We start from the raw sequence: 12,648 nt of genomic DNA on the forward strand, positions 1-12,648 counted from the left end.
CGTTCTACCTCAGCTTCAGGGTGGCAAGGCCGATCAGCACCAGAATCACGGTGATGATCCAGAAACGGACGATCACACGCGGCTCGGGCCAGCCCTTGAGTTCAAAGTGGTGGTGGATCGGCGCCATGCGGAATACGCGGCGGCCGGTCAATTTAAAGGAAGCAACCTGAATGACGACTGACAGGGTCTCCATCACGAACACGCCGCCCATGATGAACAGGACGATTTCCTGGCGAACGATCACCGCGATGGTGCCCAGGGCCGCGCCCAGCGCCAGCGCGCCGACATCGCCCATGAAGACTTGCGCCGGGTAGGTGTTGAACCACAAAAAGCCCAGGCCGGCACCGATCAGTGCACCGCAGAACACGATCAGCTCGCCCGCCCCCGGCACATAAGGGATCAGCAGGTATTCGGCGAACTTCACGTTACCCGACAGGTAGCAGAAGATTCCCAACGCGCCGCCGACCATGACCGTCGGCATGATCGCCAGGCCGTCGAGGCCGTCGGTGAGGTTGACCGCGTTGCTCGAGCCAACGATCACCAGGTAGGTCAGCACGATGAAACCGGCGCCCAGCGGAATGCTGTAGTCCTTGAGCATCGGCAGGATCAGGGTGGTTTCCACCGGCGAGGCGGCGGTCATGTAAAGGAAGATCGCCGCGCCGAGGCCGAACACCGACTGCCAGAAATATTTCCAGCGGCTCGGCAGCCCCCGGGAGTTCTTCTCGATCACCTTGCGGTAATCATCGACCCAGCCGATGGCACCGAAAAGCAAAGTCACCAACAGCACGACCCAGACGTAGCGGTTCGCCAGGTCGGCCCAGAGCAAGGTGCTGATGCCGATGGACGACAGGATCAACGCGCCACCCATGGTCGGGGTGCCGGATTTGGACAGGTGCGATTGCGGACCGTCGTTACGGACCGACTGGCCGATCTGCAGGTTCTGCAGGGTGCGGATCATCCACGGGCCCAGGAACAGCGACAACGACAACGCGGTCAGCACACCCAGGATCCCGCGCAGGGTCAGGTACTGGAAGACCGCGAAGCCTTTGTGGAACTGTTGCAGGTACTCCGCTAGCAGCAGCAGCATTAATGTTTCTCCGTGGAGGCGCCGCACAGTGCCGCGACGATGTTTTCCATCGCTGCGCTGCGTGAGCCCTTGATCAATAAGGTGGTGTTCGGGTCCTGCTCGGCGCCCAGGGCCTGGATCAGTTCGGCTTGAGTGGTGAAATGCCGCGCGTGTTCGCCAAACGCGGCGACCGCATGGGCCATCATCGGACCGACCGCATACAGCGCATCGACCTTGCCGCGGGCATAGGCACCAACGTCGTGATGGCCCTGTTGCGCCCACTCGCCCAGTTCACCGATATCCCCCAGCACCAGCACGGTGCGGCCGGAGAAACCGGCGAGGATGTCCACGGCCGCGCACATGGACGACGGGTTGGCGTTGTAGGTGTCGTCGATCACGCGCATGCCGTTGCTGGCCAGTTGCGCGACGGAGCGCCCCTTGACCGGCTGCACGGCGTTCAGCCCGGCGACGATGCCCGGCAGCGACACACCCAGGGCATGGGCGGCAGCCGCCGCGGCCAGGGCGTTGGCAACGTTATGGGTACCCAGCAGGTTCAACTGGACCCGCTCGGCGCCGTCGGGGCTGTGCAGGTTGAAGGCCGGGCAACCACGGGCATCACGGTCCAGGTCGCTGGCGTAGAAATTCGCGGCGAGGTTGCTCAGGGCAAAGGTCAGCACCTTGCGCTCGCCCGCCCGGGTCTTCCAGATTTCGAAAGCCTTGTCGTCGAGATTCAGCACGGCGACGCCATCGGCATCCAGCCCTTCGATGATCTCGCCCTTGGCCTCGACGATTTTTTCCGGGCCGCCGAACTCGCCGACGTGGGCGGTACCGGCGTTGTTGAGCACCGCCACATGAGGCTTGGTCATCGCCACGGTGTAGGCAATCTCGCCGAGCCGCGAAGCCCCCAGCTCGATGACGGCGGCGCTGTGTTCCGGCGCCAGCTCCAGCAAGGTCAGCGGCACGCCGAGGTCGTTGTTCAGGTTGCCCCGGGTCGCCAGCACCGGACCGCGGGTGCGCAGGATGCTGGCAAGCATTTCCTTGACCGTGGTCTTACCGCTGGAGCCGGTGATGGCGGCGACCGGGTTGCCATACGCCGCACGGTTCAGTGCACCGAGCTGGCCCAGGGCCTGGCGAGTGTCGTTGACGAGCAATTGCGGCAACGTGCTGTTGCTCACTTCCCGCTCGACCAGGGCTGCGACCGCACCTTTGCCCGCGACCTCGTTCAAGTAATCGTGACCGTCGAAACGCGGCCCGGCCAGGGCGACGAACAATTGCCCCGGTGCGATCGCCCGGCTGTCGATGCTGACGCCGTCGAAGCTGGCGTCCGCGGCGATGAGGCGCGCATTCAGGGCGTTGGTCAGTTCGCTGAGTTTCAGGGCCTTAAGCATGGGCCACCTCCCACGCGGTCAGGGCGTGATCGGCTTCCACCAGATCGGAGAACGCATGGCGTTCGCCGTTGATTTCCTGATAGTCCTCGTGGCCCTTGCCTGCCAGGACGATGACATCGTCCGCCGAGGCGCTGGCGATCAACTGGGCGATGGCCTGGCCGCGACCAGCGACGAAGTTGACCTTATCCACAGCGGTAAAACCGGCGCGGATGTCGTCGAAAATTCGCAGTGGGTCTTCGCTGCGCGGGTTGTCGTCGGTGACCAGCACGCCGTCTGCCAGCCGCTCCACGACTTCGGCCATCAATGGCCGCTTGCCGCGATCACGATCGCCACCGCAGCCGAACAGGCACAGCAACTTGCCCTTGGCGTGAGGACGCAGGGCCGTGAGGACTTTTTCCAACGCGTCAGGGGTATGGGCGTAATCGACCACCACCAACGGTTGGGCCCCACCGCCAAGGCGCTGCATGCGCCCGGCTGGCCCTTCGAGCTTTGGCAACACCTTGAGAATTTCGTCCAGCGCATAGTCCAGGCCGAGCAAGGCGCCAATGGCCGCCAATACGTTGCTCAGGTTGAAGCGGCCGAGCAAGGTGCTGCGCAAATGGTGCTCGCCCTGGGGCGTGACCAGCGTGGCGCGCACGCCTTCGTCATTGAACTGCGCCTGACGTATATAAAGGTAGGCGCTGGTATCTTCCAGGCTATAGGTGATCAACCGGGACTCGCGCTTGTCGGCGGCCAGTTGCCGACCGAACTCGTCGTCGAGGTTGATGACCCGGCATTTCAAGTCATTCCAGGCAAACAGCTTGGCCTTGGCTTCGCCGTAGGCCTGCATGGTGCCGTGGTAATCCAGGTGGTCCCGGGACAGGTTGGTCAACACCGCCACATCGAATGCCAGCGCCGTCACTCGGCCCTGGTCCAGGCCATGGGACGAGACTTCCATCGCAACGGCCTTGGCACCGGCCTTCTTCAGGTCCGCCAGGGTCGCTTGCACGGCAATCGGGTTCGGCGTGGTGTGCAGGCCGCTTTCCAGCGCGCCATGAAAACCGTTGCCCAAGGTGCCGACAATCCCGCAATGCTGGCCGAGCAGGTCCAACGCCTGGGCCACCAGTTGGGTCACGCTGGTCTTGCCGTTGGTACCCGTCACGCCCACCAGGTTCAGGTGACGGCTCGGGTCGCCATAAAAACGCCCGGCGATGTCCGACAGCTGCGCCGCCAGGCCCTTGACCGGAATCAAGGGAACATCAGTGATGGGCAGCACGGTGGCGCCTTGCACTTCATAAGCCACGGCAGCCGCGCCACGCTTCAAGGCGTCGGCGATATGGTCGCGGCCATCGACACGAGCGCCCGGCACCGCCAGGAACAAGTCCCCGGCACGTACATTGCGGCTGTCCAGGGCCAATTCACGAATCAGCAGATCGTGACCGGCGTGGGCGAAAATCTTGTTCAGGCTCAAGGACATCAGCCACGCCCTCCTTCGGCTTTCAAGGGAACGACCGGTGCGGTATTGGCCTGCTGGGTCGGCGGCAGGTTATCCGGGGTAATGTTCATCAGGCGCAGGGTGCCGGACATCACTTTGCTGAACACCGGCGCCGAGACCAGGCCACCGAAATAACCCGCCTTGCTCGGTTCGTCGATGACCACGACGATGGCGTAGCGCGGGTCGCTCATCGGGCCGAAGCCGGCAAACAGCGAACGGTAGGAGTTCTCGGCGTAGCCTTTGGTGCCCACGGAGGTTTTACGGGCCGTACCCGATTTACCTGCCACGTGGTACGCCGGCACCTGGGCGCGATAGACACCACGCGGCGCCTCGATCACCTGCTGCAGCATGCCCTGCATGGTCTTGGCGACATTTTCCGGGATCACCTGGGTGGTCTGCGGCGCCTTGTCGGTCTTGATCAGGGTCAGCGGTGCCATGCGCCCGTTGTTCGCCAGGGCGGAAAACGCATGGACCAACTGGATCGCGGTCACGGAAACACCGTAGCCGTAGGACAACGTGGCGGTTTCAGCCTTGCGCCAGTCACGGTAGTTCGGCAGGTTGCCGACACGCTCGCCCGGGAAGCCCAGGCCGGTGTCCTGGCCGAGGCCGATTTTCTGGGCCAGGCGATAGATCGTTTCGCCGCCGATATCGAAGGCGATCTTGCTCATGCCAACGTTACTGGAGTTGATCAGGATGCCGGTCAGGTCGAGCACCGGACCTTCGGTCTTGGACACGTCGCGAATGGTGTACTTGCCAATCTGCAGGGTGCCCGGGTACACCTCGACGGTATCGCTCGGCTTCCAGCGCCCGGTTTCCAGGGCGGCGGCCATGGACACGGCCTTCATGGTCGAACCCGGCTCGAACACGTCGATCATCGCGCGGTTGCGCATCATCGCCGGCTGCAGGTTGCGACGGTTGTTCGGGTTGTAGGTCGGCTGATTGACCATCGCCAGGATCTCGCCGGTCTTCACGTCCATGATCACCAGGCTGCCAGCCTTGGCACCGTTCTCGACGATGGCATTGCGCAGCTCGCGGTTGGCAAGATATTGCAGGCGCAGGTCAATGGACAACGCCAAGGGCTTGCCGGCCTTGGCGTTTTTGGTGACTTGGACATCCTTGATCAGCCGGCCGCGCCGGTCTTTGATGACCTGTCGCTTGCCGGCGACCCCGGCGAGCCATTCGTCATAGGCCAGTTCGACACCTTCCCGGCCCCGGTCATCGATGTCGGTAAACCCGACCATGTGGGCCGTGACTTCACCGGCCGGGTAGAAACGCCGGAACTCTTCGATGCCGTAGACACCGGGTACTTTCAAGTCGAGCACGCTCTGGCCCTGCTCGGGCGTCAAGCCGCGCACCAGGTAAATGAATTCCTTGTTGGCCTGGGCTTCGAGGCGCTCGGCCAGGGCCTTGGGGTCCTGCCCGAGGGCGGCGGCCAAGGCCGGCCATTTTTCCTTGGCCAACTGCATTTCCTTGGCGTTGGCCCACAAGGTGGTCACCGGGGTACTCACGGCCAGGGGTTCGCCATTGCGGTCGGTGATCAGGCCACGGTGAGCCGGGATCGGAATATGCCGCACACTGCGGGCATCGCCCTGCCCCTTGAGGAAATCACGGTCGACGACCTGCAGGTCGATGATGCGCCACGAAATCGCCGCCACCATGATCCCGAGCAAGCCCAGGACCAGACGAAACCGCCACGGGAACAGCGCCCCTTCGAGTTTCATCATGGCGCCACCATCTGCACTTCGGCGGCGCCGGGAATGCGCATTTTCAACTGTTCGGTGGCCAGGACTTCGATACGGCTGTGGGCGGTCCAGGTGCTCTGCTCCAGGATCAACCGCCCCCACTCGGCCTGCGCTTTGTCGCGCACGCTGAGTTCGTTATAAAGGGTATTGAGCAACTGCCGGTTCCAGTGCGCGCTATAGGACACGGCGATGGCCGACACGAGCACGCCGATAAACAGCAGCAGCATGAAAAAGCTGCCGCCGGGCAGGGGCTTGGCGAAGAGCTTGCTCACCGCAACTTCTCCGCGACGCGCATGACGGCGCTACGGGCACGTGGGTTGGCCTTGAGTTCGGCTTCGGAAGCGAACTGCGCTTTGCCATGGATCTTGATTTTCGGCACGAAGGCTTCGAAACGCACCGGCAGGTTGCGCGGCAGGTTATCGGCTTCACCCTTGGTGAGCTTGCGCATGAACAGCTTGACGATGCGGTCTTCCAGGGAATGGAAGCTGATCACCACCAGACGACCGCCGATTTCCAGTGCCTCGAGTGCCGCTTCGAGACCCACTTGCAGATCGCCCAGTTCGTTATTGACGTGGATGCGCAGGCCCTGGAAAGCCCGGGTCGCCGGGTTCTTGCCCTTTTCCCAGGCCGGGTTGGCCACTTTCAACACCTCGGCCAGGTCGCCGGTGCGCTCGAAAGGCTTGATGTCGCGGCGCTCGACCACGGCGCGGGCCATGCGACCGGAGAAACGCTCTTCACCGTACTCCTTGAAGACACGGGCGATTTCTTCCACCGGGGCGGTGTTGACGAATTCGGCGGCGCTGATCCCGCGGGACGGGTCCATGCGCATGTCCAGCGGGCCGTCATTGAGGAAACTGAAGCCGCGCTCCGGGTCGTCCAGTTGTGGCGACGACACGCCCAGGTCGAGCAGCACGCCACTGACCTTGCCGGCCAGGCCACGCTCGGCGACTTCCGCGCCCAGCTCGGCAAAGCTGCGCTGCACAACGACAAAGCGGCCGTCTTCGGCCGCCAGCGCTTGCCCGGTGGCAATCGCTTGAGGATCCTTGTCGAACCCCAGCAACCGGCCGTCCGGCCCGAGCTGGCTGAGAATCAACCGGCTGTGCCCGCCACGCCCGAACGTGCCGTCCAGATAGCAGCCATCAGGACGTACGGCGAGAGCCTCGACGGCTTCGTCAAGCAGTACGGTGATGTGGTTAAAGCCGCTATCAATAGTCACAGGATCAAATCACGCAGTTCGTCAGGCATGGCGCCCGGTTGTTGAATAGCAGCGAGGTCAGCGGCAGAAACCGCATTCCAGGCATCTTCGTCCCACAGTTGGAACTTGTTCAGTTGGCCCACCAGCATCGCGCGCTTGTCCAGCTTGGCGTACTCGCGCAGGCGCGGCGGCACCAGGAAACGACCACTGCCATCGAGCTCGAGGTCGACGGCATTACCGATCAGCAAGCGTTGCAGACGGCGGTTTTCTTCACGCAGCGAAGGCAGTGCGCGCAGTTTGGTTTCGATAATTTCCCACTCATCCAGAGGGTAAACACACAAACATGGGTCAACGGCGTCGATCGTGACGATTAACTGCCCCGAACTTCGCGAAACGAGCTCGTCACGATACCGGCTGGGCATGGCAAGCCGGCCTTTTGCATCGAGACTGATAGCGTTAGCTCCGCGAAACACGTCAGCGTTTCTCCACTTTTTGGCGTTTTACCTTCAAAAAAACCCACTTCATGCCACTTTCCGCCACTTGCGCACACTATAGGAATGCGCCCACCGCACCGTCAAGGCGCGTAATGAAGGAAAAGCCTTATAGATCGGAGATTTAGGAGCGTTTCAGGAGGGGTAACAAGAATCTGACGTAGGAAAATTCGCCCCAACCTGAAGCAGCACAGGGGACTGCGCGCACAAGTTAAAGTGATTTGTTAAGAGTAAGATTTTTTTGGTCTTAGGAACTGCGTCTGCCAGTGATTCCGGCAGGAAGGGAAAAGGTGGAGAGTCGATCTGTAAGCCGGGTTCTGTCTTGAACAGTCATTCGTCTACGATGGCCATCACTGGACATCTTTAGCAACCTACCCGGTCCCAGCGCGGGCCACGCCTTGGGACCCTATTTGGTCTTGCTCCAAGTGGGGTTTACCTAGCCACGAACTGTTGCCAGCCGTGCGGTGCGCTCTTACCGCACCTTTTCACCCTTACCGGCGCCGAAACGCTTAGGCGGTTATTTTCTGTGGCACTTTCCGTAGGCTCACGCCTCCCAGGCATTACCTGGCACTTCGCCCTATGGAGCCCGGACTTTCCTCCCCCCCCTAATTCTCATAGAGGGCAGCGACTGTCCGATCGACTCTCCGCCGCGAAGGTTAACGGTAGAGCGCTTGAAGAACAAGCGCTAAAAGCCCCGGGCCAGCACCTTGTCCCGGTTTCACTGGTCTTTCTGTTTTTCCAGTGCGACCTGATACAGCACATTCTTGCGCTCGCCAGTGATCTGCGCCGCAAGGGCCGCGGCGCGCTTGAGGGGCATTTCCTCGAGCAGCAGGTTCAGGACGCGCATCGCCTCGCCGCTGACGGCATCCTCGCTTTGCGGCGGCGTCCAGCCCGCCACCAGCACGACGCACTCGCCGCGCTGCTGGTTGCTGTCGTTTTCCACAAAGGCGCGCAACTCGGTCAACGGCAGCCCCTTGAGGGTTTCAAAGGTCTTGGTCAACTCCCGGGCCAGCAGCGCCTGGCGTTCGGCACCGAACACCAGCTCCATGTCCTGCAGGCACTCCAGAATGCGGTGCGGCGCCTCATAGAAGATCAGCGTGCGCGGCTCTTCCTTTATAGCTTCCAGGCGCGCCCGCCGCCCCACCGCCTTGGCCGGCAGGAAACCTTCGAAGATGAAACGGTCCGACGGCAGGCCTGCCGCCGACAGCGCCGCGATCAACGCGCAAGCCCCCGGCACCGGTACCACACTGATACCCGCCGCCCGGGCCTGGCGCACCAGATGATAGCCGGGGTCGGAAATCAACGGCGTACCCGCATCGGAAATCAGCGCGATGTTATCGCCAGCCAGCAGCCGGGTAATAAAACGACTGCCTTCGTCCCGCTCATTGTGCTCATGACAGGCCGCCAACGGCGTGGAGATGCCGAAATGTTGCAGCAGGCGCTGGGAGTGACGCGTATCTTCAGCCGCGATCAGCGCGACCTCCTGCAGGATTTTCAGCGCCCGGGCACTGATATCGTCCAGGTTGCCGATGGGCGTCGCCACCACATAAAGCGAGCCGGCAGCGGAATTCAAAGCACCTGGAGCAGTCAAAACGCGCACCTCATGATCGTAAAAACCGCCATTGTAGCGTGTGACGGCCGCCTAAGCTGTTCACCACAGAGGCAATACCCTGTCTTTTGTGGCGCGCCGCACTCTTTGAAATACCTAAATTGATCGATTCACGCCAGTAACATCGCGCCCCGGCCAGTGCTTGGGTACAATTCGACGCTAATTTGATCTCGTATCAGGAACACTTACATGATCGCTTGCCTGCGGCTGCTCTCCGCCCTCTGCCTCGCTGCCCTCCTGGCGGCCTGCGCCAGCTCGCCCTCGTCCAGCCTTGGCGAACTTCCACGGACCCCGGATGCCAGTATCGAGCAGTTGCTCGAACAGGCCACCCAAAGCAAAACCCCGGAAAAAGCCGCCCTGCTGCGCCTGAGCGCCGCAGACCTGGCCTACCGCCAGGGCAATGCCGGCCAGTCCGCACAGATCCTGCAACAAGTGCCGATGGAACAACTCAAGCCCGGCCAGCAGATTTTCGCCAGCACGCTGTCGGCGGAACTGGCGATGACCCGCAACCAGCCCAAGGCCGCGCTGACCGCCCTGAGCCACCCAAGCCTGCAACACCTGAGCGAAATGCCAGTGGAGCAGCAGGTCCGCACCGGGACCGTCCGCGCCCGCGCCCTCGAAGCCGACGGCCAGACCCTGGCCGCCGCCAAGGAGCGCATCTTCATCGCGCCCTTGCTGAAGGACGACGCCGCGGCGAAAAACCACGAAGCCATCTGGTCGCTGATCGCCTCGCTGCCCACCGACCAGTTGCAGCCCGCCTCCAACGACGACCTCGGCGGCTGGCTGAGCCTGGCCCAGGCCGTCAAGACCGCCGGCACCCTGGAACAGCAGCAGGCGGCCATCGACCACTGGCGCGAACAGAACCCGAAGCATCCCGCGGCCCTGCAACTGCCGACGCCCCTGGTCAAGCTCAAGGAACTGGCCAGCCAGCCACTGAGCAAGATCGCCCTGCTGCTGCCACAAAGTGGCCAGCTGGCAGCGGTTGCCAAGGCCTTGCGCGAGGGTTTCATGGCCGCGCACTACCAGGCCCAGCAGGCCGGGCAAACGCCACCAAGCATCCAGTTCTATGACAGCGCCAGCCTGACCTCCATGGAGGAGTTCTATCGCAAGGCCCAGGCCGACGGCGTGCAACTGGTCATCGGCCCGCTGGAAAAACCCCTGGTCAAGCAGATCAGCACCCGCCCGCAATTGCCAATCACTACCCTGGCGCTGAACTACAGCGAAGGTGAACAAGGGCCACCGCAACTGTTCCAGTTCGGCCTGGCACCCGAGGATGAAGCTCGCGAAGTGTCCCGTCGCGCCCGCGCCGATGGCCTGCACCGCGCCGCCGCCATGGTGCCGAAGGGCGAATGGGGCGATCGTGTACTGAAAGCCTTCAGCCAGGACTGGCAGGCCAACGGCGGCACCATCGTCGCGATCGAACGGGTCGACCAGCCGGTCCAACTGGCCCAGCAGATCGCCGACATGTTCCAGTTGCGCCAGAGCGAAGGTCGCGCCAAGAGCCTGCAAAGCACCGTGGGCACCACGGTCGCGGCCCAGCCGTCCCGTCGCCAGGACATCGAATTCATCTTCCTGGCCTCGACACCGCAGCAGGCCCAGCAGATCAAGCCAACCCTGAACTTCCAATACGCCGGCGACGTGCCGGTCTACGCGACGTCTTCGGTGTTCAGCGCCAGCGGCGACCAGAACCAGTACAACGACATGAGCGGCATCCGCTTCTGCGAAACTCCGTGGCTGCTCGACGCCAATGACCCGCTGCGCAAGCAGGTCACGGCGCAGTGGCCCCAGGCGGGTGGCAGCCTGGGTCGGCTGTACGCGATGGGCGCAGATGCCTATCGCCTGGCACCACGCCTTGGCCAACTCAAGACGTTGCCGGACAGCCGCATCGAAGGCTTGTCGGGCAGTCTGGCCGTGTCGCCCACCCAGCGCGTACAGCGTCAACTGCCATGGGCCGAGTTCGTCAATGGCCAGGTGCAGCGCCTGCCGGACACCCAGCGCTGATGCCTGACCGATCACGCCAGCAAAGCGGACGGGATGCCGAGGGCCAGGCCCTCGCGCATCTCCAGCAACACGGTCTGCGGCTGGTGGCGCAGAACTGGTTGTGCAAACGCGGCGAGCTTGATCTGGTCATGCTTGACGGCGATACAGTAGTATTCGTCGAAGTCCGCTACAGAAAAAATACCCAATGGGGTGGCGCGCTCGACAGCATTGACGAGCGCAAGCGCCAGAAGCTGGTGTTCGCCGCGCAGTATTTCCTGCAACGCGAGTCTCGCTGGGCCGATTACCCCTGCCGCTTCGACGTGGTTGCCATCGACAGCAACGCCGCCCAGTTGAACTGGCTGCAGAACGCCTTCGACAGTTGAGCGCCCATGCCGAGCCGGACACCTTCACCTAACTTTTTTGCTCTTTGCTTTGCGCGCCGCACATGTTTGTGCCCATAAGCCGCGCTACTTAAGGTCACACAGATGGACATGCAATCGCGAATTCGCCAGCTTTTTCAGGCCAGTATCGACACCAAGCAACAGGCGATGGACGTACTTGCACCGCACATCGAGCAAGCCAGCCAAGTGATGGTCAACGCCTTGCTCAACGAGGGCAAAATGCTTTCGTGCGGCAATGGCGGCTCGGCCGGCGACGCCCAGCATTTCTCGTCGGAGCTGCTCAACCGCTTCGAGCGCGAACGCCCGAGCCTGCCGGCAATCGCCCTGACCACCGACAGCTCGACGATCACCTCGATCGCCAACGACTACAGCTACAACGAAGTCTTCTCCAAACAGATCCGCGCCCTGGGCCAACCCGGCGATGTGCTGCTGGCGATTTCCACCAGCGGCAACTCGGCCAATATTATTCAAGCGATCCAGGCCGCACATGATCGCGAAATGATTGTCGTAGCATTGACCGGTCGTGACGGCGGCGGCATGGCATCACTGCTATTGCCCGAAGACGTCGAGATCCGCGTACCGGCCAATGTCACCGCACGTATCCAGGAAGTCCACCTGCTGGCGATCCACTGCCTTTGCGACTTGATCGACAGCCAACTGTTCGGGAGTGAAGAATGACCCCTAATCGCCTAGGCCTTCTGGCCCTGACCCTGTGCCTCGGCATCAGCGGCTGCACATCGGTGGTTAACGCCAGCCGGGAAAAGCCGATTGAAGACGACCGCGGCACCCGCACCTTCGGCAGCAAGATCGACGACTCCCTGATTGAAACCAAGGTCGGCGTGAACATTGCCAAGGCCGACCCGGACCTGGACAACAACTCGCACATCGTCGTCACCAGCTTCAACGGTGTCGTACTGCTGGCCGGCCAGACCCCACGTGCCGACCTCAAGGCCAAGGCCGAGCAGGAAGCCAGCGCCGTACAGCGGGTCAAGACCGTGCATAACGAACTGCAGGTCCTGCAACCCTCCTCGCTGCTGGCGCGCCAGAACGATGCGTGGCTGACCACCAAGATCAAGACCCAGATGCTCACCGACGCCAGCATTCCTGGCTCGCGCATCAAGGTTGTGACCGAGAACGGCATCGTCTATCTGTTGGGCCTGCTGACCAAGCAGGAAGCCGCCCAGGCGACCAACCTGGTGCAGGGTGTGTCCGGCGTGCAGAAAATCGTCAAGTTGTTTGAATACATCGACTGAGGCGACTCGCGGCTCTTGAGGCTGCATGTGGCTGGAAAAAACGGCGCTC

At 62.5% G+C, this 12,648-nt stretch carries 12 protein-coding genes and 1 other RNA gene; 4 read left to right on the forward strand and 9 right to left on the reverse strand.

The features are described 5' to 3' along the window. Positions 1–4: 4 nt before the first annotated feature. From mraY to rsmI, 9 genes are all read right to left on the reverse strand, one after another. Complete coding sequence (mraY, locus tag J4E53_RS02705) at positions 5–1,087, reverse strand: phospho-N-acetylmuramoyl-pentapeptide-transferase (protein WP_003205349.1); 1,083 nt, start codon at positions 1,085–1,087, stop codon at positions 5–7. Continuing rightward, entirely contained in the window at positions 1,087–2,454 is a 1,368-nt protein-coding gene (gene murF / locus J4E53_RS02710; RefSeq protein ID WP_060740754.1) for a UDP-N-acetylmuramoyl-tripeptide--D-alanyl-D-alanine ligase, read from the reverse strand. The genes mraY and murF overlap by 1 nt, the downstream gene beginning before the upstream one ends. Then, the gene (locus tag J4E53_RS02715; RefSeq protein WP_060740753.1) at positions 2,447–3,910 is read right to left on the reverse strand and encodes a UDP-N-acetylmuramoyl-L-alanyl-D-glutamate--2,6-diaminopimelate ligase; all 1,464 of its coding nucleotides are present in this window, start codon (positions 3,908–3,910) and stop codon (positions 2,447–2,449) included. The genes murF and J4E53_RS02715 overlap by 8 nt, the downstream gene beginning before the upstream one ends. After that, on the reverse strand, positions 3,910–5,649 hold the full coding sequence (locus J4E53_RS02720) for a penicillin-binding protein 2 (protein ID WP_170842280.1): 1,740 nt from the start codon (positions 5,647–5,649) through the stop codon (positions 3,910–3,912). The genes J4E53_RS02715 and J4E53_RS02720 overlap by 1 nt, the downstream gene beginning before the upstream one ends. After that, entirely contained in the window at positions 5,649–5,942 is a 294-nt protein-coding gene (gene ftsL / locus J4E53_RS02725; RefSeq protein ID WP_003178214.1) for a cell division protein FtsL, read from the reverse strand. The genes J4E53_RS02720 and ftsL overlap by 1 nt, the downstream gene beginning before the upstream one ends. Further along, entirely contained in the window at positions 5,939–6,886 is a 948-nt protein-coding gene (gene rsmH / locus J4E53_RS02730) for a 16S rRNA (cytosine(1402)-N(4))-methyltransferase RsmH (protein ID WP_060740751.1), read from the reverse strand. The genes ftsL and rsmH overlap by 4 nt, the downstream gene beginning before the upstream one ends. After that, the gene (gene mraZ, locus J4E53_RS02735) at positions 6,883–7,338 is read right to left on the reverse strand and encodes a division/cell wall cluster transcriptional repressor MraZ (RefSeq protein WP_003205355.1); all 456 of its coding nucleotides are present in this window, start codon (positions 7,336–7,338) and stop codon (positions 6,883–6,885) included. The genes rsmH and mraZ overlap by 4 nt, the downstream gene beginning before the upstream one ends. 308 nt (positions 7,339–7,646) lie before the next feature. Beyond that, an RNA gene (gene rnpB, locus J4E53_RS02740) (RNase P RNA component class A) lies at positions 7,647–8,000 on the reverse strand. Between the two features lie 74 nt (positions 8,001–8,074). Next, entirely contained in the window at positions 8,075–8,947 is an 873-nt protein-coding gene (gene rsmI / locus J4E53_RS02745) for a 16S rRNA (cytidine(1402)-2'-O)-methyltransferase (protein ID WP_103308299.1), read from the reverse strand. 207 nt (positions 8,948–9,154) lie between these two features. On the opposite strand from rsmI, the gene J4E53_RS02750 reads away from it, so the two are divergent. The 4 genes from J4E53_RS02750 (at position 9,155) to J4E53_RS02765 (ending at position 12,599) form a co-directional block, all read left to right on the forward strand. Further along, positions 9,155–10,966: a penicillin-binding protein activator gene (locus tag J4E53_RS02750; RefSeq protein ID WP_103308300.1), complete on the forward strand. Its 1,812-nt coding sequence runs from the start codon at positions 9,155–9,157 to the stop codon at positions 10,964–10,966. Next, positions 10,966–11,328: a YraN family protein gene (locus J4E53_RS02755; RefSeq protein WP_060740748.1), complete on the forward strand. Its 363-nt coding sequence runs from the start codon at positions 10,966–10,968 to the stop codon at positions 11,326–11,328. The genes J4E53_RS02750 and J4E53_RS02755 overlap by 1 nt, the downstream gene beginning before the upstream one ends. Before the next feature lie 102 nt (positions 11,329–11,430). Beyond that, a complete protein-coding gene (locus J4E53_RS02760; protein ID WP_007928463.1) occupies positions 11,431–12,024 on the forward strand; it encodes a phosphoheptose isomerase in 594 nt (197 codons plus the stop codon). Continuing rightward, a complete protein-coding gene (locus J4E53_RS02765; RefSeq protein WP_030139689.1) occupies positions 12,021–12,599 on the forward strand; it encodes a BON domain-containing protein in 579 nt (192 codons plus the stop codon). Before J4E53_RS02760 ends, J4E53_RS02765 begins: the two co-directional genes overlap by 4 nt. Positions 12,600–12,648 lie beyond the last annotated feature (49 nt).

Source organism: Pseudomonas sp. FW305-28, from assembly GCF_017351395.1.
Taxonomy (GTDB): domain Bacteria; phylum Pseudomonadota; class Gammaproteobacteria; order Pseudomonadales; family Pseudomonadaceae; genus Aquipseudomonas; species Aquipseudomonas fluorescens_AA.

Excerpts from the sequence above, each read along its gene's own strand:
- murF (WP_060740754.1), bottom strand. The coding sequence starts at position 2,454 with ATGCTTAAGGCCCTGAAACTCAGCGAACTGACCAACGCCCTGAATGCG.
- mraY (WP_003205349.1), bottom strand. The coding sequence starts at position 1,087 with ATGCTGCTGCTGCTAGCGGAGTACCTGCAACAGTTCCACAAAGGCTTC.
- J4E53_RS02750 (WP_103308300.1), top strand. The coding sequence starts at position 9,155 with ATGATCGCTTGCCTGCGGCTGCTCTCCGCCCTCTGCCTCGCTGCCCTC.
- J4E53_RS02755 (WP_060740748.1), top strand. The coding sequence starts at position 10,966 with ATGCCTGACCGATCACGCCAGCAAAGCGGACGGGATGCCGAGGGCCAG.
- J4E53_RS02765 (WP_030139689.1), top strand. The coding sequence starts at position 12,021 with ATGACCCCTAATCGCCTAGGCCTTCTGGCCCTGACCCTGTGCCTCGGC.
- J4E53_RS02760 (WP_007928463.1), top strand. The coding sequence starts at position 11,431 with ATGGACATGCAATCGCGAATTCGCCAGCTTTTTCAGGCCAGTATCGAC.
- J4E53_RS02715 (WP_060740753.1), bottom strand. The coding sequence starts at position 3,910 with ATGTCCTTGAGCCTGAACAAGATTTTCGCCCACGCCGGTCACGATCTG.
- J4E53_RS02720 (WP_170842280.1), bottom strand. The coding sequence starts at position 5,649 with ATGAAACTCGAAGGGGCGCTGTTCCCGTGGCGGTTTCGTCTGGTCCTG.